At 62.9% G+C, this 23,117-nt stretch carries 26 protein-coding genes; 10 read left to right on the forward strand and 16 right to left on the reverse strand.

The features are described 5' to 3' along the window. Window positions 1-70: 70 nt before the first annotated feature. From DNK06_RS17255 to zapE, 3 genes are read left to right on the forward strand one after another with little or no spacing between them, the layout of a single operon-like run. Window positions 71-445 carry a hypothetical protein gene (locus DNK06_RS17255; protein ID WP_131181231.1) on the forward strand — a complete coding sequence of 125 codons (375 nt, stop codon included), beginning with the start codon at window positions 71-73 and terminating at the stop codon, window positions 443-445. Further along, on the forward strand, window positions 442-639 hold the full coding sequence (locus DNK06_RS17260; protein WP_131181232.1) for a helix-turn-helix transcriptional regulator: 198 nt from the start codon (window positions 442-444) through the stop codon (window positions 637-639). Before DNK06_RS17255 ends, DNK06_RS17260 begins: the two co-directional genes overlap by 4 nt. 2 nt (window positions 640-641) lie before the next feature. Then, on the forward strand, window positions 642-1,763 hold the full coding sequence (gene zapE / locus DNK06_RS17265) for a cell division protein ZapE (protein WP_131181233.1): 1,122 nt from the start codon (window positions 642-644) through the stop codon (window positions 1,761-1,763). Between the two features lie 350 nt (window positions 1,764-2,113). On the opposite strand, the gene DNK06_RS17270 is transcribed toward zapE, so the two are convergent. The 3 genes from DNK06_RS17270 to DNK06_RS17280 form a co-directional block, all read right to left on the reverse strand. Beyond that, window positions 2,114-3,316, reverse strand: a complete 1,203-nt coding sequence (locus tag DNK06_RS17270; RefSeq protein WP_131181234.1) for a patatin-like phospholipase family protein — start codon at window positions 3,314-3,316, stop codon at window positions 2,114-2,116. A 24-nt stretch (window positions 3,317-3,340) separates the two neighbouring features. After that, on the reverse strand, window positions 3,341-4,261 hold the full coding sequence (locus DNK06_RS17275) for a lipid A biosynthesis lauroyl acyltransferase (RefSeq protein ID WP_131181235.1): 921 nt from the start codon (window positions 4,259-4,261) through the stop codon (window positions 3,341-3,343). A 307-nt stretch (window positions 4,262-4,568) separates the two neighbouring features. Next, the gene (locus DNK06_RS17280) at window positions 4,569-5,441 is read right to left on the reverse strand and encodes a LysR family transcriptional regulator (protein WP_131181236.1); all 873 of its coding nucleotides are present in this window, start codon (window positions 5,439-5,441) and stop codon (window positions 4,569-4,571) included. Window positions 5,442-5,547: 106 nt separating this feature from the next. On the opposite strand from DNK06_RS17280, the gene DNK06_RS17285 reads away from it, so the two are divergent. The 4 genes from DNK06_RS17285 (at window position 5,548) to DNK06_RS17300 (ending at window position 8,642) form a co-directional block, all read left to right on the forward strand. After that, window positions 5,548-6,246 carry a CoA transferase subunit A gene (locus DNK06_RS17285; RefSeq protein WP_131181237.1) on the forward strand — a complete coding sequence of 233 codons (699 nt, stop codon included), beginning with the start codon at window positions 5,548-5,550 and terminating at the stop codon, window positions 6,244-6,246. A gap of 98 nt (window positions 6,247-6,344) precedes the next feature. Further along, entirely contained in the window at window positions 6,345-7,001 is a 657-nt protein-coding gene (locus DNK06_RS17290; RefSeq protein ID WP_131181238.1) for a CoA transferase subunit B, read from the forward strand. Window positions 7,002-7,103: 102 nt separating this feature from the next. Next, entirely contained in the window at window positions 7,104-8,285 is a 1,182-nt protein-coding gene (locus DNK06_RS17295; protein WP_131181239.1) for an acetyl-CoA C-acetyltransferase, read from the forward strand. Window positions 8,286-8,348: 63 nt separating this feature from the next. Further along, window positions 8,349-8,642 carry a hypothetical protein gene (locus DNK06_RS17300; protein ID WP_131181240.1) on the forward strand — a complete coding sequence of 98 codons (294 nt, stop codon included), beginning with the start codon at window positions 8,349-8,351 and terminating at the stop codon, window positions 8,640-8,642. 84 nt (window positions 8,643-8,726) lie between these two features. Here the strand turns inward: DNK06_RS17300 and DNK06_RS17305 are convergent, their stop codons facing one another. Next, on the reverse strand, window positions 8,727-9,332 hold the full coding sequence (locus tag DNK06_RS17305; RefSeq protein ID WP_131181241.1) for a TetR/AcrR family transcriptional regulator: 606 nt from the start codon (window positions 9,330-9,332) through the stop codon (window positions 8,727-8,729). A 112-nt stretch (window positions 9,333-9,444) separates the two neighbouring features. Here DNK06_RS17305 and DNK06_RS17310 point away from each other — a divergent pair, with 112 nt between their 5' ends. Next, the gene (locus tag DNK06_RS17310) at window positions 9,445-10,647 is read left to right on the forward strand and encodes an MFS transporter (RefSeq protein WP_131181242.1); all 1,203 of its coding nucleotides are present in this window, start codon (window positions 9,445-9,447) and stop codon (window positions 10,645-10,647) included. Window positions 10,648-10,689: 42 nt separating this feature from the next. After that, on the forward strand, window positions 10,690-11,403 hold the full coding sequence (gene bdcA / locus DNK06_RS17315) for an SDR family oxidoreductase (RefSeq protein WP_131181243.1): 714 nt from the start codon (window positions 10,690-10,692) through the stop codon (window positions 11,401-11,403). Window positions 11,404-11,454: 51 nt separating this feature from the next. Here bdcA and DNK06_RS17320 read toward each other — a convergent pair whose 3' ends face one another. Continuing rightward, window positions 11,455-11,886: a YkvA family protein gene (locus tag DNK06_RS17320; RefSeq protein WP_131181244.1), complete on the reverse strand. Its 432-nt coding sequence runs from the start codon at window positions 11,884-11,886 to the stop codon at window positions 11,455-11,457. On the opposite strand from DNK06_RS17320, the gene DNK06_RS17325 reads away from it, so the two are divergent. Next, on the forward strand, window positions 11,885-12,127 hold the full coding sequence (locus tag DNK06_RS17325; RefSeq protein WP_131181245.1) for a hypothetical protein: 243 nt from the start codon (window positions 11,885-11,887) through the stop codon (window positions 12,125-12,127). The genes DNK06_RS17320 and DNK06_RS17325 overlap by 2 nt on opposite strands. Window positions 12,128-12,221: 94 nt before the next feature. On the opposite strand, the gene bamJ is transcribed toward DNK06_RS17325, so the two are convergent. From bamJ to DNK06_RS17380, 11 genes are all read right to left on the reverse strand, one after another. Further along, a complete protein-coding gene (gene bamJ / locus DNK06_RS17330; RefSeq protein ID WP_131181246.1) occupies window positions 12,222-12,962 on the reverse strand; it encodes a BamJ family beta-barrel-assembly machinery protein in 741 nt (246 codons plus the stop codon). A 260-nt stretch (window positions 12,963-13,222) separates the two neighbouring features. Continuing rightward, on the reverse strand, window positions 13,223-14,125 hold the full coding sequence (locus tag DNK06_RS17335; protein ID WP_131181247.1) for a hydroxymethylglutaryl-CoA lyase: 903 nt from the start codon (window positions 14,123-14,125) through the stop codon (window positions 13,223-13,225). Further along, the gene (locus tag DNK06_RS17340) at window positions 14,122-16,029 is read right to left on the reverse strand and encodes an acetyl/propionyl/methylcrotonyl-CoA carboxylase subunit alpha (protein WP_131181248.1); all 1,908 of its coding nucleotides are present in this window, start codon (window positions 16,027-16,029) and stop codon (window positions 14,122-14,124) included. Before DNK06_RS17340 ends, DNK06_RS17335 begins: the two co-directional genes overlap by 4 nt. 5 nt (window positions 16,030-16,034) lie before the next feature. Beyond that, window positions 16,035-16,823 carry a gamma-carboxygeranoyl-CoA hydratase gene (locus tag DNK06_RS17345; protein WP_131181249.1) on the reverse strand — a complete coding sequence of 263 codons (789 nt, stop codon included), beginning with the start codon at window positions 16,821-16,823 and terminating at the stop codon, window positions 16,035-16,037. 94 nt (window positions 16,824-16,917) lie between these two features. Further along, window positions 16,918-18,525: a carboxyl transferase domain-containing protein gene (locus DNK06_RS17350; protein WP_131181250.1), complete on the reverse strand. Its 1,608-nt coding sequence runs from the start codon at window positions 18,523-18,525 to the stop codon at window positions 16,918-16,920. A gap of 100 nt (window positions 18,526-18,625) precedes the next feature. Beyond that, the gene (locus DNK06_RS17355) at window positions 18,626-19,804 is read right to left on the reverse strand and encodes an isovaleryl-CoA dehydrogenase (protein WP_207389999.1); all 1,179 of its coding nucleotides are present in this window, start codon (window positions 19,802-19,804) and stop codon (window positions 18,626-18,628) included. Between the two features lie 64 nt (window positions 19,805-19,868). Further along, on the reverse strand, window positions 19,869-20,255 hold the full coding sequence (locus tag DNK06_RS17360; protein ID WP_131181252.1) for a MerR family transcriptional regulator: 387 nt from the start codon (window positions 20,253-20,255) through the stop codon (window positions 19,869-19,871). A 134-nt stretch (window positions 20,256-20,389) separates the two neighbouring features. Continuing rightward, window positions 20,390-20,827 carry a phosphotransferase system, HPr-related protein gene (locus DNK06_RS17365; RefSeq protein WP_131181253.1) on the reverse strand — a complete coding sequence of 146 codons (438 nt, stop codon included), beginning with the start codon at window positions 20,825-20,827 and terminating at the stop codon, window positions 20,390-20,392. Between the two features lie 93 nt (window positions 20,828-20,920). Continuing rightward, window positions 20,921-21,196, reverse strand: coding sequence for a thioredoxin family protein (locus tag DNK06_RS17370; protein ID WP_423228065.1), 276 nt, complete (start codon window positions 21,194-21,196; stop codon window positions 20,921-20,923). A 263-nt stretch (window positions 21,197-21,459) separates the two neighbouring features. Beyond that, window positions 21,460-21,771, reverse strand: a complete 312-nt coding sequence (locus DNK06_RS17375; RefSeq protein ID WP_131181255.1) for a YgaP family membrane protein — start codon at window positions 21,769-21,771, stop codon at window positions 21,460-21,462. Between the two features lie 113 nt (window positions 21,772-21,884). Further along, window positions 21,885-23,048, reverse strand: coding sequence for an acetyltransferase domain-containing protein (locus DNK06_RS17380; protein ID WP_131181256.1), 1,164 nt, complete (start codon window positions 23,046-23,048; stop codon window positions 21,885-21,887). Window positions 23,049-23,117 lie beyond the last annotated feature (69 nt).

Raw genomic sequence — 23,117 nt, forward strand, 5'->3', positions numbered from 1 at the left:
TAAAGCATGCTTGACTCACAGACAGGTCACCCCTTAATGTAAAGCACACTTTCCATACAAGGGATGCGCCATGAGCCATAACCGTTTCCTCGTGCACTTCGCCCTGGCGATGGCCGCCTACATCAGCGCAGTGGTGATCAGCACCCTGTTGCTCGCCAATCTTGCGCAAGGCTCGCTGCGCACCATCTCTGCCCTGCTGCCGATATTACCCATGATCGCCGTGGCCATGGTGGTGATCCGCCAGGTTCGCCAGCTCGACGAACTGGCGCGGATGATCCACCTGGAGGGGCTGGCAGTCGCCTTCGTCGGCACCGCGCTGATCACTTTCAGCTACGGTTTTCTGGAGGTTGCCGGTTTCCCGCGCCTGTCGATGTTCATGGTGTGGAGCCTGATGGGCCCTCTGTGGGCACTGGGCACCCTTGTCGCCTGGAGGCGCTACCGGTGATCAACCAGGTGCGCGAGCGGCGCAACGAACGCAGCTGGTCGCAGGCCGACCTGGCAGCAAAGCTGGGCGTGTCGCGGCAGACCATCAATGCCATCGAAACCGGCCGCTACGCCCCCAGTCTGCCGCTGGCCTTCAAGATCGCCCGGCTGTTCGAGTCGAGTATCGAAGCCCTGTTCCAGGCCCCCGAGGAGTGAGCATGCCGACACGCGACGGCTCGCCTCTGCAGCAATACCAGCACGCCATCGAGCATCAGGGTTTCGTCGCCGATGACGCCCAGCTACGCGCTGCGCACTTGCTACAGACCTGCCACGACGCACTGCACGCATCACCGGCGCAAACGCCGCAAGGGGTTTATCTGTGGGGCCCGGTCGGGCGCGGCAAAACCTGGTTGATGGACAGCTTTTACAGATCGCTGCAGGTGCCGGCACGGCGCCAACATTTCCACCATTTCATGCGCTGGGTGCACCGTCGCCTGTTCGAGCTGAGCGGCACCGCCGAGCCCTTGACCGTGTTGGCCCGTGAGCTTGGCAGAGAGATCCGTGTGCTGTGTTTCGACGAGCTGTTCGTCAGCGATATCGGCGATGCGATCCTCCTTGGCCGACTGTTCCGCTCACTGTTCGATGAAGGTGTGGTGTTGGTGGCGACTTCCAACCAGCCGCCGGATCAGTTGTACGCCGGTGGCCACAATCGCGAGCGCTTTCTGCCGGCGATAGCAGCGTTGCAGCAGCACATGCAGGTGGTCGCCGTGGACGGCAGCCAGGATCATCGTCAGCATCCCGGCCAGCAGTGCCAGCGCTACTGGGTTCGCGAGCCGGGCCAGCCGAGCGCCCTGCCCGCACTATTCGACTCGCTGAATGCCGGCGAAACCATCAGCCACGCGGCATTGACCATCAACCACCGGCAGATTGGCCTGCGACGGCACAGCGACAGCGTGTTGCATTGCAACTTCGATCAGCTCTGCGTGCAACCGCTCTCTGCCCAGGACTTCATCCTGCTGTGCGACCGCTTCAAGGCCATTCTGCTTGACGAGGTACCTGCCCTGAGCGCGCGGCAACGACCCGCCAAGATCGCTCGCGGCACCGAAGATGCCGCCGAGCGAGTGGTGGCCGGTGACCGTCATTTGCCAGCATTGTCGATCCACGACAATGCCGTGCGCCGCTTTATCGCCCTGGTGGACGAGTGCTACGACCGTCGCGTGCCGCTGTATCTGGAGGCAGAGGTGCCCCTGGAGGCGCTGTACACCGAAGGCTACCTGTCCTTCGCCTTCCGCCGCACCCTGAGTCGATTGCAGGAAATGCAGATGCAACGCTTCGGGTAACAGAGAGCCTGCCCATACAACTGACCCGGCGCTTAGATCTCTTGTGTGTTCGTGAACTTCGGAGTGAACGACATGTGTGGGCTGCTACAAGGCAAAAGCAGCCGGTCGATGATCCGCGTTGAACGAAGGATCAGGCCTTCGGCCCCGGATTACGCCTGCGGCTAATCCAGGCTACGTTCTACGGTCTTGAAGGCGCAAACGGCCATTCGTAGGGTGGACGACGCTTTATCCGTCCACCACTCTGCAATCGCAATGGTGGATGAAAAGAGCGTCATCCACCCTACGTCCGCTTGCGCCACTTTGCTGCCTGAATACCAGAAACCTGTCTTGAAAGATCATGAGCAGGTTGCTTAGAGCAAACCGATCTGCGTCTGCGCGGCCGCCGGCTCAATACCGAGAAAAGCACATAGTTCGGCCTTCTTGGCCATGGCGTCCTGGTAGCCCAGTTCAATCAGCTCGCTGCAGTAGCCAGGCTCGAACAGCAGATAACTCAACACCCCGCCACCGCTGTCGCGGGTTGCGCCGGGGCCACGCAGGAACAGGCGCAGCGCTGCGGGCATTTCCCGTCGGTGACGGGCGGCGATCACGTCCAGTGGTTGGCTGGGCGAGATCACCAGCACCTCGACCGGCGTCAATCCGTAGCTGCGGCTGCGTTTCTCGGCGGGTACCAGTCGCCCCAGTTGATTGAGGCGTGCCAACAGTTCGATATCGCTCTCGACGTTATCGATGAAGGTGCTATTGAGCATATGCCCGGCGATCTGCGCCAGGCTCGGCATGCCTCCGGCAGGCCATGGGGTCGATGCACCTGAGTTGCTCTGATCGCCCACCGGATTGTCGCTTACGCCCACCACCAACACACGCGTGGCGCCAAGATGCAGCGCCGGGCTGATCGGCGCCATCTGCCGTACCGCACCGTCACCGAAATACTCGCGGTTGATTTTCACCGGTTCGAAGATCAATGGGATGGCGGAACTGGCCAGCAGGTGTGGCAGCGCCAGACGGGTCGGCACACCGACGCGGCGATGGCGGAACCAGGGATCGATGACGGCCCGCCCCTGGTAGAAAGTCACCGCCTGGGCCGACTCATAACCGAACGCCGTCACGGCTACCGCGCGCAATTGGCGGTGACGTATCGCCGCGGCGATACCGGAGAAGTCCAGCTCACGTTCGAGCAGCCCGGCCAGCGGAGAACTATCGAGCAACGCCACCGGCACCTGCTTGCCGAGACCGAGCATGTTGTGGCCGACGAAACGACTGGCCTGGCGCAGCACACCCGGCCAGTCGCTGCGGTACACCTGATCCGTGTGAAAACTGCGCCATACGGCACTCAGCCGGCGCACCGCCTCGCAGAAATGCAGGGCACCGCATGCGAGGCTGACGGCATTGATCGCCCCGGCCGAGGTACCGACGATCACCGGAAACGGGTTGCGCGATGAATCGGGCAGCAGATCGGCAATCGCCGACAGCACACCCACCTGGTAGGCCGCTCGTGCACCACCACCGGAGAGGATGAGTCCGGTGGTGGCCGGGTTGCTAACGGCATCCTGCGTCATCGCGTCGATTCCAGTTCGAGATTGTCAGTAGAGCTTGGGCTCGCCAGGTGGGCGGGTCTTGAAGCGGCGGTGGGCCCACAGGTATTGCGTTGGGCAGGTGGCGATGGCCTGCTCGACCCAGCCGTTGATGCGCAAGCAGTCGGCTTCCTCGGTCTCGCCCGGGAAATCCGCGAGCGGCGGGTGAATGGTCAGGCGATAACCCTGGCCGCCCGGCAGGCGCTGCTGGGTGAACGGCAGGACGATGGCGCGGCCCAGGCGGGCGAACTTGGTGGTCGCCGTGACCGTGGCTGCCTGCACGCCGAACAACGGCGCGAACAGGCTCTGTTTGGGGCCGTAGTCCTGATCCGGCGCGTACCAGATCGCCCGGCCACCACGCAGCACCTTGATCATGGCGCGCACGTCTTCACGCTCGATGGCGGTAGCATCCAGGTTGTGGCGCTCACGCCCGCGCCGCTGGACGAAATCGAACACCGGGTTACGGTGCTCGCGGTACATGCCGTCGATGGTATGCACCTGGCCGAGCAATGCAGCACCGATCTCCAGGGTGGTGAAATGTATCGCCATGAGAATCACGCCCTGCCCTTGGGCCTGGGCCTGCTGCAGGTGCTCGATGCCTTCGATATGTGCCAGGCGCGCGAGCTTTTCCCGTGGCCACCACCAGCTCATGGCCATCTCGAAAAAGGCGATGCCGGTAGAGGCGAAGTTTTCCTTCAGCAACTGCTCGCGCTCGGCAGCTGGCATCTGCGGGAAGCACAGTTCCAGATTGCGTGTGGCGATCTTGCGGCGCGAACCCGCCACCCGATACATCAACCAGCCCAGCGCGCGACCGAGGCCCAACAAGGCGCCGTAGGGCAATTGCACGATCAGCCACAGCAAGCCCAGCCCCAGCCACAATGGCCAGAAACGCGGGTGAAGAAAATAGCGACGAAAGACTGGACGATCCATTGACGATCCCGGACAAACGATCAAAGCGCCGCATTCTAGCAGCGGCCACCCTTTCATAGGTAATGGCTGGAATGCGGCGCAAGCGGCCTGTCGTAGGATGGGTGAAACCCATCGGAAATTGATGGGTTTCACCCATCCTACGGGCTGTAGAACGTAGCCTGGATTAGCCGCAGGCGTAATCCGGGGCCGAAGGCCGTGATCCATGGTTCAACGCGGGTCACCGACAGGCCGCTTGCGCCTTTTACCAGCCTATTCATGCCGCTTTCAGTCAATACTTTGCGACTGCAGGAAAGGTCGTGAACAGCCCCTAAACACCAACCCCGGCGCGCAGAATGCTCTCCGCCAGCCCCTTGGCCGCCACCGACAACTCATGCTGCGGCACAGACAGCAGCCCCACGGGCTTTTCCACGGTAGGTGCACTAATCGGCAGGCAGCGTGCGCCGGATGCCTGCATCTGGGCGACGCACAAAGCTGGCACCACACTCACGCCCAGGCCCTCGGCGACCATGCGGCCAACGGTGACCAGTTGATGGCACTCGAAGGCTACGGAAAAATGGCAGGCCTCCTCCAGCATCAGGCGCACCGTGGACGGTCGCTGCAAGGTGATGAAGGGCGATTGCAGCAACTGCGCCCAGGTCAGCGATGCTTCCTTGGCGAGTGGCGAGTCGGTCGGCACCACGGCGACGAAACGGTCGACGTACAGCGGCGTGAACTCCAGCCCCAGGGACTGCGGTGGCTCGAAGCCGATGCCGAGTTCGACCCGGCGGGTTCGAACCATGTCCCAGACCTGTTCGTTGATCACGTCATGCACGGCCACATCCACTCCCGGATAGTGCGCCTTGAACACCTTGAGCAGGCCAGGCAGCAGGTTGCCGGCGAACGATGGCATGGCCGCCACGGAAACCCGCCCGCGTTGCAGACTGAAGTGCTGGCGGAGGATCTCCTCGGCGTCGTCCCATTCGGCAAGTAGCCGCCGGGCGATGGGCAGCAGCGTTTCGCCCTCGGGCGTCAACGCTACGCTGCGCGTGGTGCGTGCCAGCAGGCGGCCGCCAAGGCTTTCCTCCAGGCTCTTGATCGCCAGGCTCAGGGCCGGCTGCGACAGATGCAGGCGCTCGCAGGCCTGAGCGAAGCTCAGACTGTGAGCCACAGCAAGAAAGGCACGAAGCTGGCGCACAGTCATTTATTTGTTTTCCAAATCAAAACCAATAAAAAACAAACTTAACAAATAAGACCAACCACTAGAAGCTCTGGGCTGTTCCCCTAACAAAACGACAGGTGCATTGACCATGCGCGGATTGGACAAACGTGTAGACAGCTACGAGGCCGCCCTCGCCGGTTTGACTGACGGTATGACCGTACTGGCCGGAGGCTTCGGCCTCTGCGGTATTCCCGAGAACCTGATCGCCGAGATCCGCCGCCGCGGCGTGCGTGACCTGACCGTGGTATCGAACAACTGTGGCATCGATGGTTTCGGCCTCGGCGTGCTGCTGGAGGATCGGCAGATTCGCAAGATGGTCGCCTCCTACGTCGGTGAGAACGCTCTGTTCGAACAACAGTTGCTCAATGGCGAGCTGGAGGTTGAACTGACGCCCCAGGGCAGCCTGGCGGAGAAGATCCGCGCGGGCGGCGCCGGCATTCCCGCCTTCTTCACCGCCACTGGCTACGGCACACCGGTCGCCGAGGGCAAGGAAGCGCGCGAGATCGACGGTCGCCACTACATCCTCGAACCCGCGATCACCGGCGACTTCGCCATCGTCAAGGGCTGGAAAGCCGATCACTTCGGCAATGTGGTGTACCGCCATACCGCGCAGAACTTCAATCCGGTGGTGGCCACCGCCGGGCGCATCACCGTGGTCGAAGTCGAGGAAATCGTCGAGCCCGGCGAACTCGATCCGGCGCATATCCACACGCCCGGCATCTACGTGGATCGCATCATCCAGGGCAGTTTCGAGAAACGCATCGAAAAACGCACCCTGCGCGCATGAGACCTGACGATCCGGCGGTATTGCAATCGCTTTCGCCTTGCCGGCTCCCAGCTCGCTCAGTCCTCGCAACCAATCGAATATAAAAAAGAGAACCCGCCATGGCACTCACCCGCGAACAGATGGCCCAGCGCGTAGCCCGCGAATTGAAAGATGGTTATTACGTCAACCTGGGCATCGGCATTCCTACCCTGGTGGCCAATTACGTGCCTGAGGGCATCGACGTCATGCTGCAGTCCGAGAACGGCCTGCTCGGCATGGGCGCATTCCCCACCGAGGAGGAGCTGGACGCCGACATGATCAACGCCGGCAAGCAGACCGTCACCGCCCGCCGCGGCGCGTCGATCTTTTCCTCGTCGGAGTCCTTCGCCATGATTCGTGGCGGCCATGTCGACCTCACCGTACTCGGTGCCTTCGAAGTCGATGTGCGTGGCAATATCGCCTCGTGGATGATCCCCGGCAAGCTGGTCAAGGGCATGGGCGGCGCCATGGATCTGGTAGCCGGCGCCGACAACATCATCGTCACCATGACCCATGCGTCCAAGGATGGCGAGTCCAAGCTGCTCAAGCACTGCAGCCTGCCGCTCACCGGCTGCGGTTGTATCCGCAAGGTGCTTACCGACCTGGGCTACCTGACCATCGAGAACGGCAGCTTTGTCTTGCATGAGTACGCGCCCGGCGTCAGCATCGAGGAAATCGTCGCCAAGACCGCCGGCAAGCTGGTGATCTCACCCGACGTTAGGGAAATGACTTTCTGAGTTCCGTGCAGTGCAGATCGGGCCACCACGCATGGCCCGCCTGCGCTGCGCGAACATGACAAGAACAACAGAGCCGGTACCATTACGGCCAGGAGAAGCCTCATGCAAGATGTCGTCATCGTCGCCGCCACCCGTACCGCTATCGGCAGTTTCCAGGGTTCGCTGGCGGATATTCCGGCCCCCGAACTGGGCGCGGCAGTGATCCGTCGCCTGCTCGAGCAGACCGGCCTGGATGGCAATCAGGTCGACGAGGTGATTCTCGGCCATGTGCTCACCGCCGGCGCCGGCCAGAACACCGCCCGCCAGGCAGCTATCGGCGCCGGTCTGCCCCATGCCGTGCCAGCGCTGACCCTCAACAAGGTCTGCGGCTCCGGGCTCAAGGCCCTGCACCTCGGTGCCCAGGCGATTCGCTGTGGCGACGCCGAAGTGATCATCGCCGGCGGCATGGAAAACATGAGCCTGGCACCCTACGTGCTGCCCAAGGCGCGCACCGGGCTGCGCATGGGCCACGGGCAACTGATCGACAGCATGATCAGCGACGGTCTGTGGGATGCCTTCAACGACTACCACATGGGTATCACCGCCGAGAACCTGGTGGACAAGTACGCCATCAGTCGTGAAGCCCAGGATGCCTTCGCGGCAGCCTCCCAGCAGAAAGCCGTGGCCGCCATCGAGTCCGGGCGCTTCGCTGACGAGATCACCCCGATCCTGATTCCCCAGCGCAAGGGCGATCCCATCGCCTTCGCCACCGACGAGCAACCCCGCGCCGGTACCACCGCCGACACGCTGGCCAAGCTCAAACCCGCCTTCAGGAAAGACGGCAGCGTCACCGCCGGCAACGCCTCGAGCCTCAACGACGGCGCCGCCGCGGTGCTGCTGATGAGCGCCAGCAAGGCCGAAGCGCTGGGCCTGCCGGTGCTGGCCAGGATCAAGGCGTACACCAACGCCGGTGTCGACCCGGCGATCATGGGCATCGGCCCGGTATCGGCCACCCGCCGCAGCCTGGAAAAGGCCGGCTGGTCGCTCGATCAACTCGACCTGATCGAAGCCAACGAAGCCTTCGCCGCCCAGGCCCTGGCGGTCGGCCAGGAGCTGGGTTGGGATGCCTCCAGGGTGAACGTCAACGGCGGCGCCATCGCCCTCGGCCACCCCATCGGCGCGTCCGGTTGCCGGGTGCTGGTCACCTTGCTGCACGAAATGCTCAAGCGTGACGCCAGGAAAGGTCTGGCCACCCTGTGCATCGGCGGCGGTCAGGGGGTTGCGCTGCTGCTCGAGCGGGATTGAAAGCGGCAAGGCACTTCAGGGGCCGTTTGCGATACGATCAGGCTCCCCCCATCGAGCACAGCAATGAACGATCTCCCGAGCCTCAACTATCTGTTCGCCGAATGCCACAAAACCTGCCCGCAGCGCCCAGAAGTCACGGCCATCGTGCTCTTCGCGCTGCTCTGCGAGGATGACGACGTGGTGTATCTGGAAATCAGATACACCGACTATGCCAACGGCCAGTTCGAAGGTGATCACCTCTGGCTGTCGCTGGAGGAGGCAATGCACTCCGCTTTGGAGGATCACGGCATTGCCGAGGATGACTGGCGAGCGCTGTCGGCGCGGGAGATCGCCCGTATAGACCGCACTATCGAATAAGACCAATACAGGTTCTGGCTTCTTGCTGGTACGGATCATAGACGCTGCTGGCGCCTCTCCCAGAGGCAGATCGCAGCGGCCTCTCTATCCGCGGCAGCCGTCCCACAGTTTCATGATCTGACCGACCGCAGCATCCAGCGCCGCATGCTCAATGCCGTCGCGGGCCAGGGTGGACAACCCCAGCAGGAAACTGTCGAACGCCGACGTCAGTGCCTGTACATCGGTATCGGCTGCCAGCTCACCTTCGGCGATTGCCCGCTCGATACAGGCACGTATTCCCTTGCGAGTACGGTTGCGGACTTCGCTCAGCACCGTCGTCCCCTGCTCCGGCGTGCATACGCCAATCACCCCGAGGGCCACCATGCAGCCTCGCGGATGCCCCGTCTCGCATTGCATGCTGGCCGAGCGGCGCAGCGCCAGTTCGACGGCATCGCGTGCCGACAGATCGCTGTCGAAGAGACTCTCGGTAACCCGCCCGTGAGTGCTCATGTAGTGCTCCACTACCTCATCAAACAGCGCCTCCTTGGAACCGAAGGCTGCATAGAAACTGGGGGCGGAAATGCCGCCACCGATCCCAGCCTTGAGCTGGCTCAGGGATGTGGCCTGGTAGCCATGCTCCCAGAACAGGTGCATCGCCTGAACGATTGCCGCATCGCGGTCGAATGTGCGTGGGCGCCCCATCTGTGCCATATCCATCCTCCTGCCTGACGATATAAATACTAGTCGATACAAAAGTCATTGACCACGATCTATCCAGCACCTTACATTTATACCGATCGATACATATATTGAGAAACAGACCATGACCGACTCCCGACAAAACGATTCCCTTCCCGTTTCAGCGCTACTGGCCCTGGCGATGACGGGCTTCATCTGCATCCTTACCGAGACCCTGCCAGCAGGCCTGCTACCTGAAATCAGCGCTGGTCTCGACGTTTCTCCCGCACTGGCCGGTCAGCTGGTCACCCTCTACGCGCTCGGTTCGCTGCTGGCCGCCATTCCGCTGACCATCGCCACCCAGGGCTGGCGGCGACGCAATGTACTGCTGCTGTCGATCATCGGCTTTCTGCTGTTCAACTCGATCACCGCCTGGTCGTCGAACTATGTGCTGACCCTGGTTGCGCGCTTCTTCGCCGGTATGGCGGCGGGACTGGCCTGGAGCCTGATCGCCGGTTACGCCCGGCGCATGGTCGCCCCGCACCAGCAGGGTCGAGCCCTGGCGCTGGCCATGGTGGGCACACCTATCGCCCTGTCTCTGGGCGTGCCACTGGGCACCTGGCTCGGCGGCATGCTGGGCTGGCGTACCGCGTTCGGCCTGATGTCCCTGCTCAGCATTGCACTGATCGTATGGGTACTGGCCAAGGTGCCGGATTATCCCGGGCAGGCCCACACCCAGCGTCTTCCCCTGCGTTCGGTATTCCTGACGCCGGGCGTGCGCCCCGTTCTCGCCGTGGTGCTGACCTGGATGCTCGCCCACAACATCCTCTATACCTACATCGCGCCCTTTATCGCACCCGCAGGCCTGACCGGCGAGGTCGATATGGTCTTGCTGGCATTCGGTATCGCCGCACTGGCAGGCATCTGGATAACCGGCCGCCTGGTCGATCGTCATCTCCGCCAGGCAGTGCTCACCAGCCTTGCCACCTTTGCCCTGGTCGCCCTGCTGTTCGGCCTGTATGCCGAGTCGGTTGCCGTGCTGTACATCGGCGTCTTCGTCTGGGGGCTGACCTTCGGTGGCGCCGCCACATTGCTGCAAACGGCGCTGGCCGATGCTGCCGGCCCAGGCGCGGACGTGGCGATGTCGATGAACGTGGTCATCTGGAACAGTGCCATCGCTGGCGCAGGCCTGCTCGGCGGCGTACTGCTCGGCCAATTCGGCGTCGCCTCGTTTCCCTGGGTGATGCTGGCCTTGCTGCTGATCGGCCTGTGGATCGCCTCAGCCGCCAGCCGCCATGGGTTCCCGTCCGGGCAACGACGTAGCGATGTCGTGGTCGCCGGGCATTGAATCGCTTCCCTTCCCTCACCATCCATGCAGGAGATAACGACCATGTCCGATTCGAACGGTAAATCGATTCTGGTACTCGGCGGCAGTCGCGGTATCGGTGCCGCCATCGTGCGACGCTTCGCCAGCGATGGCGCTCACGTGACCTTCACCTACGCCAGCTCGGCTGCGCCAGCGACGCGACTGGCAGACGAAACCGGTAGCAGCGCCGTGCAACTGGACAGTGCCGATCGCACTGCGCTGATCGCCCAGATCGACAGCCTCGGGCCCATCGACGTACTGGTGGTCAACGCGGGCGTACTGGTCGCGGGCGATCCACTGGAGCTGGATGCCGACGCCATCGACCAGTTGTTCAACATCAACATCCACGCGCCCTACCACGCCGCCATCGCCGCAGCGCGGCAGATGCCGGAAGGCGGCCGCATCATCTTCATCGGCTCGACCAATGCCGACCGCGTGCCGATGCAAGGCCTTGCCGCATACAGTGCCAGCAAGGCTGCACTGAGTGGCATGGTCAAGGGGCTGGCGCGGGATTTCGGCGCGTGTGGCATCACCGTCAACGTCGTGCAGCCTGGCCCGACCGACACCGACATGAACCCTGCCGACGGCCCTCTGAACGAGCTGATGCACAGTTTCATGGCGATCAAGCGACATGCCCGCAGCGATGAAATCGCCGGCATGGTGGCCTGGCTGGCGGGTGCCGAGGCCGGGCTGGTCACCGGTGCGGCACTGACCATCGACGGCGGTTTCGCCGCCTGATCAGCAAGGCCTGGCAGCAACGTTATGCCAGACCTGGCGGCCCGAGGTCGCTCAACTCACCCGTTCGGCCACCGGCAGCTTGGCGATGGCTTCGCGGGTTTCGCGATCCTGGGCGTCGCGCCAGGTACGGAATGCATCCAGCTCGCTGCCCCAGGTACGCATTACCCAGGCGAGCACGGCCAGGTCGTCCACCAGGCCAAGGCCGGGAATGAAGTCGGGAATGGCATCCAGCGGCGACACGAAATACAGCAGCCCGGCAACCACGGCGATCAGCGCCTGCGGATTGATCGCCCGATAGCTGCCCCGCCACCAGGCCACGCAGAGCTCCTGCAGCAAGCTCAGTTCGCCTCTCAGCGAGGACAGGCTGCGGCCGCCTCCACTGCTTTTGCGGGTCACCGCCAACAGTAATGCCGGCAAGCGACCGCGCTTCAGGAAACGCTGCGCCAACGGCAGGTAACGGGCGAAATTCCACGGTGCTTTCATGACCACTCCTCGTCAGCCCGCATCGCTGCTGGGCTGTCTGTGGTTATCCACCATAGCTGTGGATAACCTTGTGAACAGTTATGGGATTAGCTTACCAAACGCCCTTGCCATGCGGCCTTGCCACAGATCGGACATTTTTTATCCAGCGAATAAATTCCTGTTAAATCAACTAGTTGAAAAAATCAAAAGATTTCGTAAAAAATCTGACCGAGTAAAAGAAGCCTTGTTGCAATGTGCATAACCGTAACGCCGGGATTACATTCGACACCCAGGCAAAAGCCCCCCAGAAACGACAACGCCCCGTAGAACGGGGCGTTGTTTCGAACCAGCTGAACTTACTGAGCTGGAGCGGCCTCAGGAGCCTCTTCCTGTTCCTGAGCAGCCTGATCCTTGATAGCGATCAGTTCCAGGTCGAATACCAGTACCGAGTTGGCCGGAATCGCCGGGCTCGGGCTCTGGGCGCCGTAGGCCAGTTCGCTAGGGATGTACAGTTTGTACTTCTCGCCAACGTGCATCAGTTGCAGGCCTTCGACCCAACCCGGGATCACGCCGCCAACCGGCAGGTCGATCGGGGTGCCACGCTCGACGGAGCTGTCGAACACGGTGCCATCGGTGAGCTTGCCTTCGTAGTGAACGGTAACCACGTCGTCAGCACTGGGCTGAGGGCCATCGGCCTTCTTGACCACTTCGTACTGCAGACCGGATTCGGTGGTGGTGACGCCGTCACGCTTGCCGTTCTCTTCCAGGAACTTCTTGCCGGCCTGAGCCGCTTCCTCGTTCATGGCGGTCATGCGTTCTTCGGCACGCTTTTGCAGGAAAGCGAAGGCTTCGATCAGCTCTTCGTCTTTCAGGCGCTGCTCTTTCTTGCCGATGGCATCCTCGATACCTTGGGCGACAGCATTCGGATCCAGATCGTCCATGCCTTCCTGAGCCAGGCTTTTGCCCATGTTCAGGCCAATACCGTAGGAAGCCTTCTGAGCCGGGCTTTCCAGTTTCACTTCGCTGGTTTGCGAATCACAACCGGCGAGGACCAGGCCCACCAGGGCGATCGCTGCTGCCAAACGATGCTGTTTCATGCTGATTCCTTGTTCGCTGCGCCCTAGGGCAATCGAGTGAAGGCGCGAGCTTAGGGGGTGTGGGTGTCTCAACGCAAGCCGCGTTGCTGTGAATTGTCCAGGCAGATCACGCATGCCTTGCGGGAAGTGGCGAGATGAAGCAGGAAGCTGACCGGATCGTTCAGTTCGTCGTGCCGGTTGCCAAAGCAGCGGCGTAACTGACTAGCCGGTATGAGTTTTTTTGCCGAGAGAAGTTCACTGGCAGGCAAGGCAAATTGGCATCACTGGGTGTTCGCTCGCGCCCTCGCTACCCGTGAAGCGGACTCCCGCCCCAGCACATGACTGATGCGCTGCCCCGCGTCGATCAACCGCGACAGATCGACGCCGGTTTCGATGCCGAGCCCCTGCAACAGGTAGAGCACGTCTTCGCTCGCCACGTTGCCGGTAGCGCCCTTGGCGTAGGGGCAGCCGCCCAGCCCGGCGACCGAACTGTCGAAAACCATGACGCCTTCCAGCAGGCTGGCGTAGATATTGGCCAGCGCCTGGCCGTAGGTATCGTGAAAGTGCCCGGCCAATCGTTCGCGTGAGACATCACGCCCTACCACCTCGAGCAAATGCCGCACGCCACCTGGCGTGCCAACGCCGATGGTGTCGCCCAGGGAGATTTCATAACAGCCCATGGCCTGCAACTCGCAGGCGACAGCGGCGACCTGATGGGCCGAGATGGCGCCGTCGTAGGGACAGCCCAACACGCACGACACGTAGCCGCGCACGCGGATGCCGTGCTGCTGCGCCATGTCCATGACCGGCTGAAAGCGCAACAGGCTCTCGGCGATCGAGCAATTGATGTTGCGCTGCGAGAAGGACTCGGAGGCCGCCGCGAACACAGCGACTTCCTTCACGCCGGCCTCGAGGGCAGCCTCCAGCCCTTTCAGGTTGGGCGTCAACGCCGCGTAGGTGACACCGGGTCGCTGACCGATGGCGGCAAACACCTCGCCACTGCCGGCCATTTGCGGCACCCATTTGGGCGAGACGAAACTGCCGACTTCTATATAGCCGAGCCCCGCTGCGCTCAGGTCGTCCACCAGGCGCACCTTGTCAGCCACGCTGATTGGCTGTTTCTCGTTCTGCAGACCGTCCCGCGGGCCGACTTCCACCAGGCGTACGTGGCTGGGCAGGCTCATGGCTGCGCCTCCAGCTCGACCAGTACCCTTCCTTCGCCGATCAGCTCGCCCTCGGTGCAATGGATCGCCTTGACCGTCCCCGCCTGCGGCGCACGAATGCTGTGCTCCATCTTCATGGCTTCCAGCACCACCAGCGCAGCTCCGGCCTCGACGCTCTGACCAGGCTCGACCAGGACACGAACGATGCTACCGTTCATGGGCGCGGTGAGCCCGCCCTGATGAGCATTGCCTGCCTCGACAGCGGCGATGGGGTCGAAACGGCGCACGACCAGCCACTCGACGCCGCGGCGCAGATAAAGCGTGTCGCCCTGACGCACTACATCTGCCTTGCGTACCGCGCCGCCTGACTGAAACACCACGCGCTGGCTGACATCGCCGCACACCAGGGTCATGTGCGCCTGTGCCGGCAAACCGCTGCGCCAGGTATTGCGGGCCGCCCAGGGCGAGTGTGGATCGTCTGCCCGCTGCCGCTCGGCATCGGTGGCCAAAAACGCCGCAGCAGCCTGTTGCCAGAAAGCCTCCGGGAGTTCGCTGGTCGGCGGTAGCAACTGCGCCTGGTGACGCTCGATGAAGCCGGTATCCAGCTCCGCTGCAGCGAACGCAGGATTGGCAAGGATGCGCTGCAGGAACGCCAGATTGGTCTTGAAGCCGCCGATCACGGTTTCACCCAGCATGGCCAGGAGCCGCTGACGGGCTTCTTCGCGGTTCTCTCCCCAGGCGATCAGCTTGGCCAGCATCGGATCGTAGAACGGCGACACCTCGTCGCCCTGCTCCACGCCGCTGTCGACCCGCCGCCCCGGCCCGGCCGCAGGCTCACGGTACAGGTCGAGATGGCCGCTGGCGGGCAGGAAGCCGCCCTCCGGGTCTTCGGCATACAGGCGCACCTCAATGGCGTGGCCGTCGAGCGGCACCTGCTCCTGGCTGATCGGCAGCGGTTCACCGCGCGCCACACGAATCTGCCAGGCCACCAGGTCGAGACCGGTGATCGCCTCGGTCACCGGATGTTCGACCTGCAGGCGTGTGTTCATCTCCATGAAGAAGAACTCGCCGCGCGCATCGAGGAGAAACTCCACGGTGCCGGCGCCCACATAGCCGATGGCCTGCGCGGCGCGCACGGCGGATTCGCCCATGGCCCGACGCAGTTCAGGCGACAGGCCTGGCGCGGGCGCCTCTTCGACCACCTTCTGATGGCGTCGCTGAATCGAGCAGTCGCGCTCAAAGAGGTACAGGCAGTTGCCCTGCTGGTCGGCGAATACCTGAATCTCCACGTGACGCGGTTTGAGCAGGTATTTTTCCACCAGCATGCGCCCATCACCGAACGCCGACTGTGCTTCACGCTGCGCCGAGGCCAGGGCGTCGGCCAGATCGCTCTCGCGCTCGACCACTTTCATACCTTTGCCACCGCCACCGGCAGTCGCCTTGAGCAACACGGGGTAGCCGATGCGCGCGGCTGCCGTGCGGAACGTTTGCAGATCCTGCGCCTCGCCGTGGTAACCCGGCACCAGCGGTACGCCGGCCTCCTCCATCAATGCCTTGGCAGCGGACTTGCTGCCCATGGCGTCGATGGCACTGGCCGGTGGGCCGAGGAAGATCAGCCCGGCCGCCTCGAGCTTGCGCGCGAAGGTGGCATTCTCGGAGAGGAAGCCATAGCCGGGGTGGATGGCTTGCGCGCCGCTGGCCAGGGCGGCTTCGATGATCCTGTCCATCAGCAGGTAGCTTTCGCTGGGCTTGGCGCCGCCCAGGCCGATGGCCATATCCGCTTCGCGCACGTGTCGGGCGGTGCGGTCGATATCGCTGTGCACCGCAACCGTGGTCAGCCCCAGGGCTTTGGCGGTACGCATCACCCGACAGGCGATTTCGCCGCGATTGGCGATCAGAAGCGTGGTGATCGTGGTGGTTTTCATGGTCGTCACTGCCAGGCCGGTTTGCGTTTCTGCAGGAAGGCGTTGAGGCCCTCCTGCCCTTCTTCACTGACGCGGATGCCGGCGATCACGCTCTCGGTGCGCTGGCGCAACGCGTCTCCGAGCACGCCACTGCCGACATCCTGGAGCAGCGCCTTGGCGGCACGCATGGCCTGCGGGCTGTTCTGCAACAGATTGGCGACCCACTGCTCGACCTCCGCCTCCAGCTCGCCAGCGGGATAGCATTCGGCGAGCAGCCCCAGCTCCCGAGCGCGCTCGCCGCTGAAGCGTTCGGCACTGAGCGCATAGCGCCGAGCGGCACGCTCACCGATGGCCTGCACCACGTAGGGGCTGATCACAGCGGGAACCAGGCCGATGCGCACCTCGGAAAGGCTGAACGACGCATCAAGGGCACCGATGGCGATGTCGCAGCAGGCCGTCAGCCCGACCGCACCGCCGAACGCGGCACCTTGCACCACCGCCAGCGTCGGGCATGGCAAATGGTAGAGCAGGCTCATCAACTCGCCGAGCTCGTGGGCGTCGCGCAGGTTGGCGGCGTAGTCGAGCTGCGCCGAAGCCTGCATCCAGCCCAGATCGGCGCCGGCGCAAAAGTGCCTGCCCTGCCCGCGCAGGACGAGAAACCGCAGGCTGTCGTCAGCCGCCACCTGGCGCAGTGCCTGGATCAGCTCGGCGATCATTTCGGCGTTGAAGGCGTTGTGCTTGTCCGGGCGGTTCAGCCACAAGGTGGCGACGCCGCGTGGATCCGTGTGCAATTCGATGGTGCTGAAATCGGTCATAGGAACTCCCTTGAGCTACAAGCTACAAGCTACAAGCCGCAAGCGGTTCTGCGTTTTCTTGCCGCTTGCCGCTTGCAGCTTGAGGCTTGCAGCTTTACATACGAAACACGCCGAACCGGGTCGGCTCGACAGGCGCATTCAGGCTGGCGGAAATCGCCAGGGCCAGTACTTCGCGGGTCTGCGCAGGGTCGATCACGCCGTCATCCCATAGCCGGGCACTGGAGTAATACGCATGGGCCTGGCGCTCGTACTGCTCGACGATCGGCTGCTTGAGGCGCTGCTCGTCCTCGGCGGAAAACACCTGGCCGGCGCGTTGCGCCTGTTCGTGCTTGACCTGCACCAGCACCCCGGCGGCCTGCTGCGCGCCCATCACGCCGATTCGCGCGTTGGGCCACATCCACAGAAAACGCGGATCATAGGCACGGCCACACATGCCGTAGTTACCGGCGCCGAAGCTGCCGCCGATGATCACCGTGAACTTTGGCACGCGGGCGCAGGCCACCGCCGTGACCAGCTTGGCGCCATGTTTGGCGATACCGCCCTCTTCGTATTTCTTGCCGACCATAAAGCCGGTGATGTTCTGCAGGAACAGCAACGGGATGCCGCGCTGACAGGCCAGCTCGATGAAGTGCGCACCTTTCTGCGCAGCCTCGGCGAAGAGGATGCCGTTGTTGGCCAGAATGGCGACCGGGTAGCCGCTGATGTGCGCGAAGCCACAGACCAGGGTGGTGCCGAACAGCGCCTTGAATTCATCGAGCTGCGAGTCATCGACGATCCGTGCGATCACTTCCCGTACATCGAAAGGTTGCTTGGGGTCGGCGGGAATGACGCCGTACAGCTCATCCGCGGCGTAACGCGGCGCGATGGGCTGCCGCGTCTGCAACTCGCCAAGCTTGCGCCAGTTGAGGTTGGCAATGCAGCGGCGCGCCAGGGCCAGGGCATGTTCGTCGTTCTCCGCATAGTGATCGGCCACGCCACTGGTCTTGCAGTGTACGTCGGCGCCACCGAGCTCCTCGGCGCTGACCACTTCACCGGTGGCGGCTTTCACCAGCGGCGGGCCGGCGAGAAAGATGGTCGCCTGCTCGCGCACCATGATGGTCTCGTCGCTCATTGCCGGCACATAGGCGCCGCCGGCGGTGCACGAGCCCATCACCACGGCGATCTGCGCGATGCCCTGGGCGCTCATGTTGGCCTGGTTGAAGAAGATGCGACCGAAGTGCTCGCGATCCGGGAACACCTCGTCCTGACGCGGCAGGTTGGCACCGCCGGAGTCCACCAGATAGATGCACGGCAGCCGGTTCTGACTGGCGATGGCCTGGGCGCGCAGATGCTTCTTCACGGTCAAGGGGTAGTAGCTGCCGCCCTTCACCGTGGCGTCGTTGGCGATGACCATGCATTCGACGCCTTCGACGCGGCCAATCCCGGCGATCACCCCAGCGGCCGCGACGTCTTCGTCATACACCTGGTAGGCGGCCAACTGGCCTATTTCCAGAAACGGCGACCCCGGATCGAGCAGCCGGTCGATGCGCTCGCGAGGCAGCAGTTTGCCGCGCGATGTGTGCCGCTCCTGCGCCTTGGCACCGCCGCCTTCGCGGGTGCGGGCAAGCAAGCTGCGCAGCTCATCGACCTGGGCCAACATCGCCTCGCGGTTGGCGGCGTACTCAGAGGAACGGGTATTCAGTTGCGTGAGGACAATGGCCATTCGTACCTACTCCGTAGGGGCTTCAAGCTGCAAGCCACAAGCTGTAAGTAAAGTGCGCCCGGAGGCTATGCTTGCCGCTTGAAGCTTGTCGCTTGCAGCTCTATTTCGTTTCGTTGAACAGCTCTCGGCCGATCAGCATGCGGCGAATTTCGCTGGTACCGGCGCCGATCTCGTAGAGTTTGGCGTCGCGCCACAGGCGCCCGACCGGAAACTCGTTGATGTAGCCGTTACCGCCAAGGATCTGGATCGCCTCGCCGGCCAGCCAGGTGGCTTTTTCCGCAGCGTAGAGGATGACCCCGGCGCAGTCCTTGCGCACCTGGCGCACATGGCCGCTACCCAGAGAGTCGAGCTGCTTGCCCACGGCGTACAGGTACGCGCGGCAAGCCTGCTGGGTGGTGTACATGTCGGCGAGCTTGCCCTGGATCAGCTGGAACTCGCCGATGCTCTGGCCGAACTGCTTGCGGTCGTGGATGTACGGCACCACCACATCCATCGCCGCCTGCATCAGCCCGAGCGGCCCGCCGGAGAGCACGGCACGTTCATAGTCCAGGCCGCTCATCAGCACCCTGGCGCCTTCGCCGACGCCACCCAGTACGTTTTCCTCTGGCACCTCGACGTCCTGGAACACCAACTCGCCGGTGTGCGAGCCACGCATGCCGAGCTTGTCGAGCTTCTGCGCCACGCTGAAACCTTTCGCGCCCTTCTCCACGATGAACGCCGTCATACCCTTGGCGCCGGCGGTCAGGTCGGTCTTCGCGTAGACCACCAGCACATCGCAATCCGGGCCGTTGGTGATCCACATCTTGCTGCCGTTGAGCACATAGCGATCACCCTTCCTGTCCGCCCGCAGCCTCATCGAGACCACGTCGGAGCCGGCGTTGGGCTCGCTCATGGCCAGCGCACCGATGTGTTCACCGCTGATCAGCTTCGGCAGGAAACGGCGCTTCTGCGCCTCGCTGCCGTTGCGGTTGATCTGGTTCACACAGAGATTGGAATGGGCGCCGTAGGACAGGCCAATGCCGCCGGCAGCACGGGATATTTCCTCCATGGCGACCATATGCGCCAGATAGCCCATGCCAGCGCCACCGTATTCTTCGCTGACAGTCAGGCCAAGCAGGCCCATGTCGCCGAACTTGCGCCACAAATCCATAGGGAACTGGTCGCTGCGGTCGGCCTGCGCGGCACGCGGGGCGATTTCTTTGGCGGCGAAACCGGCGACGGCGTCGCGCAGCATGTCGATTTCCTCGCCGAGGAAGAAATTCAAACCTGGCAGGGTGATGCTCATGTAACGGCTCTCCATTGTTGTAGTTGTCGGATGCGTTAAACGATCGGTAAGACGGGTCTCAGGAGGCGGCGGATATCTCCTGCATGGCGCTCAGACAGCGCTGCTCGGCGGTATCCAGTTCGCGTTGCATCTGCTGAATGTCGAGCATCTGCCGAGCAAGGTGCTCGCGGCGCTCGGCGATCTTTTCCAGGAAGTGGTCGAGCTGTTTGCGGTTACCGCCAACGGGGTCGTACAGATCGATCAGCTGTTTGCACTCGGCCAGGGAAAAACCGATGCGTTTGCCACGCAGGATCAGCATCAGCGTCACCCGGTCGCGACCGCTGTAGATGCGCTCCTGCCCTCTACGCTCGGGCGCGAGCATGCCCTGCTCTTCGTAAAAACGAATGGTACGGGTGGTGACACCTAGTTCGTGGGCCAGATCGGAAATGCTGTAGGAGTGGCTCATGGTACGGGCTGCTCGCCTGGATGACCTTTACGTAAACGTAAACCTGCAATCGCAACGCTGTCAAATCGGCAAGAATTTCGGGCTGGAAGGAACAGAAGGCATGGCCGCAACGGCCATGCCTTGCGCGAATATCATCAGGACTGCGGTTTACCGTCCCAGGGCTCGCCATCGAGCGGGCGCTTTCTGGCGAGCTCGGCTTCGTCCAGCCCGGAACCGCCACCGATTTCCTCTTCACCGACGATGCTCAGGTCGCGGTCAGCGGGCTCGTCGTCCCCGCGCTCTTGAGGCGAGCGTGCGCCGGTATCGTCGATCAGGGTTTCCGGGCTCAAGTCATCGAGGCTAACGCCATCTTCGTGCTGGCCTTCTTTCAGGGTTTCGCCGCCGCTCTGCCCGGCCTCGCGAACGCGCTCATCCGGATACTCCTGTTGCACTTCGTCCAACGGCCGGCGATCACCGACGCGCCCTTCGCGGTCGTCCTTGCGTTCGCTGAAATCCAGTTGCTCGATCGAGCCCATGCGATCCTCGATATCGTCGATTTCCCGAGGCGTGGCTGGCTGCTTGGGTGTGCTCATGATGTTCTCCAGTATGGGTCTGTTCGGTGGACTCGACCCATGCCGGGAAATTCAGGGAAAACGACGGATGCAATGAAGCGATGGCGCCGCCAATCAACCTTCGCCTACCAATTGCTCCAAGGCTTCCTCCAGCGGACTGACGCTGGTCGGGCGAACCAGGCGGGTAACTTCGACACCGTCGCGCAGAAACACCAGCGTCGGCCACAGTTTGACCTTGAAGGAACGCCCCAGTGGTCGGCCGCTGCCGTCCTCGATCTTCAGGTGCGTGACTTCCGGATAATCCGGCAACACCTTGGCCAGCAAAGGCTGCGCGGCCTGGCAATAGCCGCACCAATCCGTACCGAACTCGATGATGGTCATACCAGGCATCGCCTGCACCTCGGCGGGCGTCGGCGCCGTACTGCTGTACTCGTTGCTCATGCTGTCTCCTCTGCTTGCCAGCGAAACGCGACCACCCTGCTAGCGCAGGGCGGCCTGGATTCCCAGAACCTGTTCACGATCTCGCGAGCTAGAGCCATGCAAGGAAAAAACAGGCGAGGAAGCGGAGTTTACTGGTGTAAATGAGCATTCCGAGCCTGTTTTTAACGCGGCAGGGCCGACGCGCAGCAGATCGTTAATAGGTTCTCAGCGTATCAGACGCTGTCGCGAACATGCCTGGCGACGGGCTTTACCCGCTCGGCGATTTCGCCTTCGAGACGGGTGACGGTTTCCGCGATGCGATCCACCTCCGGGCGCATGGAACGAGCGTCTTCCATGATGCCCTTGAGCCGGCACTTTCCGCTCAGGCCACGGGCCAGCAGCATGCCACCGAACGCAGCGCGAACCAGCCCGAGCACACCACCGCGCCTCAGACCGCCGCGGGCCATGGCGATACCGCTGCCGATGGAAAGCGCACGCTCCCAGCCCTGTACGTTGCTGCCGCCTTGCTTATCGAATGTGGACATATCGCTAGCTCCAGTCTGTCTGTGATTCACAACGGACTGGGCAGAAGCGGTCGATGTTCGACCGCTCCGACAGGCGGATGATGGGAAAAGGTTATCCAAACTTTGCCGATGGCTCAGAGATAGCGCAGCCAGGTCAGATCGCGACGACGAACCTTGAGTGCCGCGAACCAGCGCACTGGCGGGAACAGCGCCACGGCGAGCAGAATCGAGCACAGCCACACCGAAACGATCGAGTCGAAACCGAAGTAATCACCCTGATTGCTGCCCCAGATGGCCACCGCCGCCAGGTACATCAGCTTGAGCACATACAGGTGCAGCAGGTAGAAGAACATCGGCGCGCCGCCATACACGGTCAGCGCCCTGAGCCAGCGGTTGTCCCGGCCACGCTCGAAAGCCAGCAACAGAAGCAGACCGAGCCCCAGGGTCAGCGCCAGGAAGGCCAGCGACGGCGGATACTTGGTGATATTGAGGATGCCCATCAGGGTTTCCAGCCAGGTGCTGCCCACGGCCCAGCTTTTCTCGCCATAACCATTGCCTGCACGCACCACGACGAACACCAGCAACGAGCCGAGCCCCCAGCCAAGCAGCATCCGCTGCCGCCCTGCTGCATCGGCGGTGCGGGCGAACCAGGAGCCGGCGGCGTAACCCAGAGCGATTACGCCAATCCACGGCAACAACGGATACGAGGTGCGCAGACGCAGATCTTCGGACACCTGCAGCCAGCCGCGATCATGCAGGATGGCCCACGGCACGTGCATCGCCGAATCAGCGGCGAAGTGCAGGTTATCCAGCAGGTTGTGACCGCATACCAGCACCAGGCCGAGTGCGATCAGCAGCCCACGCGGCAGCCACACCAGCAGCGACAGCGCCAGCATGCTCAGGCCGATGGCCCAGATCACCTGCAGGTAGATCACCGTCGGCGGCACCTGGAACGTCCAGGCGAAGTTCACCAGGGTGAACTCCAGCACGACCAGAAACAGCCCGCGCTTGAACAGAAAGGCACTGACCGCAGCCCGGCCGCTGGCCTTCTCGCCATACAGAAATGCCGACAGGCCGGTAAGGAAGATGAACACCGGCGCGCACAGATGAGCCAGGGTGCGACTGAAGAACAGCGCCGGTTCGGTGCTGCTCACGTCCATGGGATCGAGCACCTGACGATGCAGGAAAAAGGTCTCGCGCACGTGGTCGAGCAGCATGAACAGGATGACGAGGCCGCGCAGGGCGTCGATGGAGGTCAAGCGTGAGGTAGCGGGATTGGTGATGGCGGCAGTGGTCATAGCATATCCAGGACAAAAAGCCGGACAGACAGAGGGTCTACCCGGCACAACGAATAGTTATGATATAAC

Origin of the sequence: Phytopseudomonas daroniae (assembly GCF_004327285.1) — a bacterium.
GTDB lineage: Bacteria > Pseudomonadota > Gammaproteobacteria > Pseudomonadales > Pseudomonadaceae > Aquipseudomonas > Aquipseudomonas daroniae.